1 protein-coding gene is annotated in these 536 nt (G+C 68.3%); it reads right to left on the minus strand.

The window, feature by feature from the left end; all coding sequences use genetic code 11:
* Positions 1-158 precede the first annotated feature (158 nt).
* A partial coding sequence (locus tag AC01FP_RS18940) for a M14 family metallopeptidase (protein ID WP_474482502.1) occupies positions 159-536 on the minus strand: 378 nt, incomplete at its 5' end.

Raw genomic sequence — 536 nt, forward strand, 5'->3', positions numbered from 1 at the left:
CCCCGTGCGGGCGCTGCCGCCAGGTGCTCAATGAACTGGCCCAGCTCGGCGGGACCGATCCGATGGTGCTGTGCGTCGGCCCCGACGAAGTGCGCTCGGTGCGCCTGTCGGAATTGCTACCCCAGGCGTTCGGTCCGGCCAGCCTCGGCTGACCGGGATCAGTTCGCGCTGTCGAGCCACTCCAGCAGCGCGCCCATGCAGTCGGCGCCAAGCTGACGGCACCGCTCCGGGCTCCAGTTCTGGGCCGCGTCGGGCGCGTCGTCATGGTCCTTGTAGGGCATTTCGAGCGTCATCGCGCAGCCACCGTAGCGATGCGCCAGCTGGGTGGTGCACATCGTCAGGTTGGCCTTCCCCGGCGGTGACACAGGATAGCCCCTGGCTTCCTGGAAGTCGGGCGTCCGGCGGGCGAGAATTGCCCGGAAGCTGGTGAACCGGCCGAGGTGTTCAGCGGTCAGGTCGGGGATGCCTTCGTACCCTGCAAGGAAGCAGGCCGGGATCGCTTCGTCCCCGTGCACATCGATCGCGAAATGGACGCC

Source organism: Cyanobium sp. NIVA-CYA 375 (genome assembly GCF_056108345.1).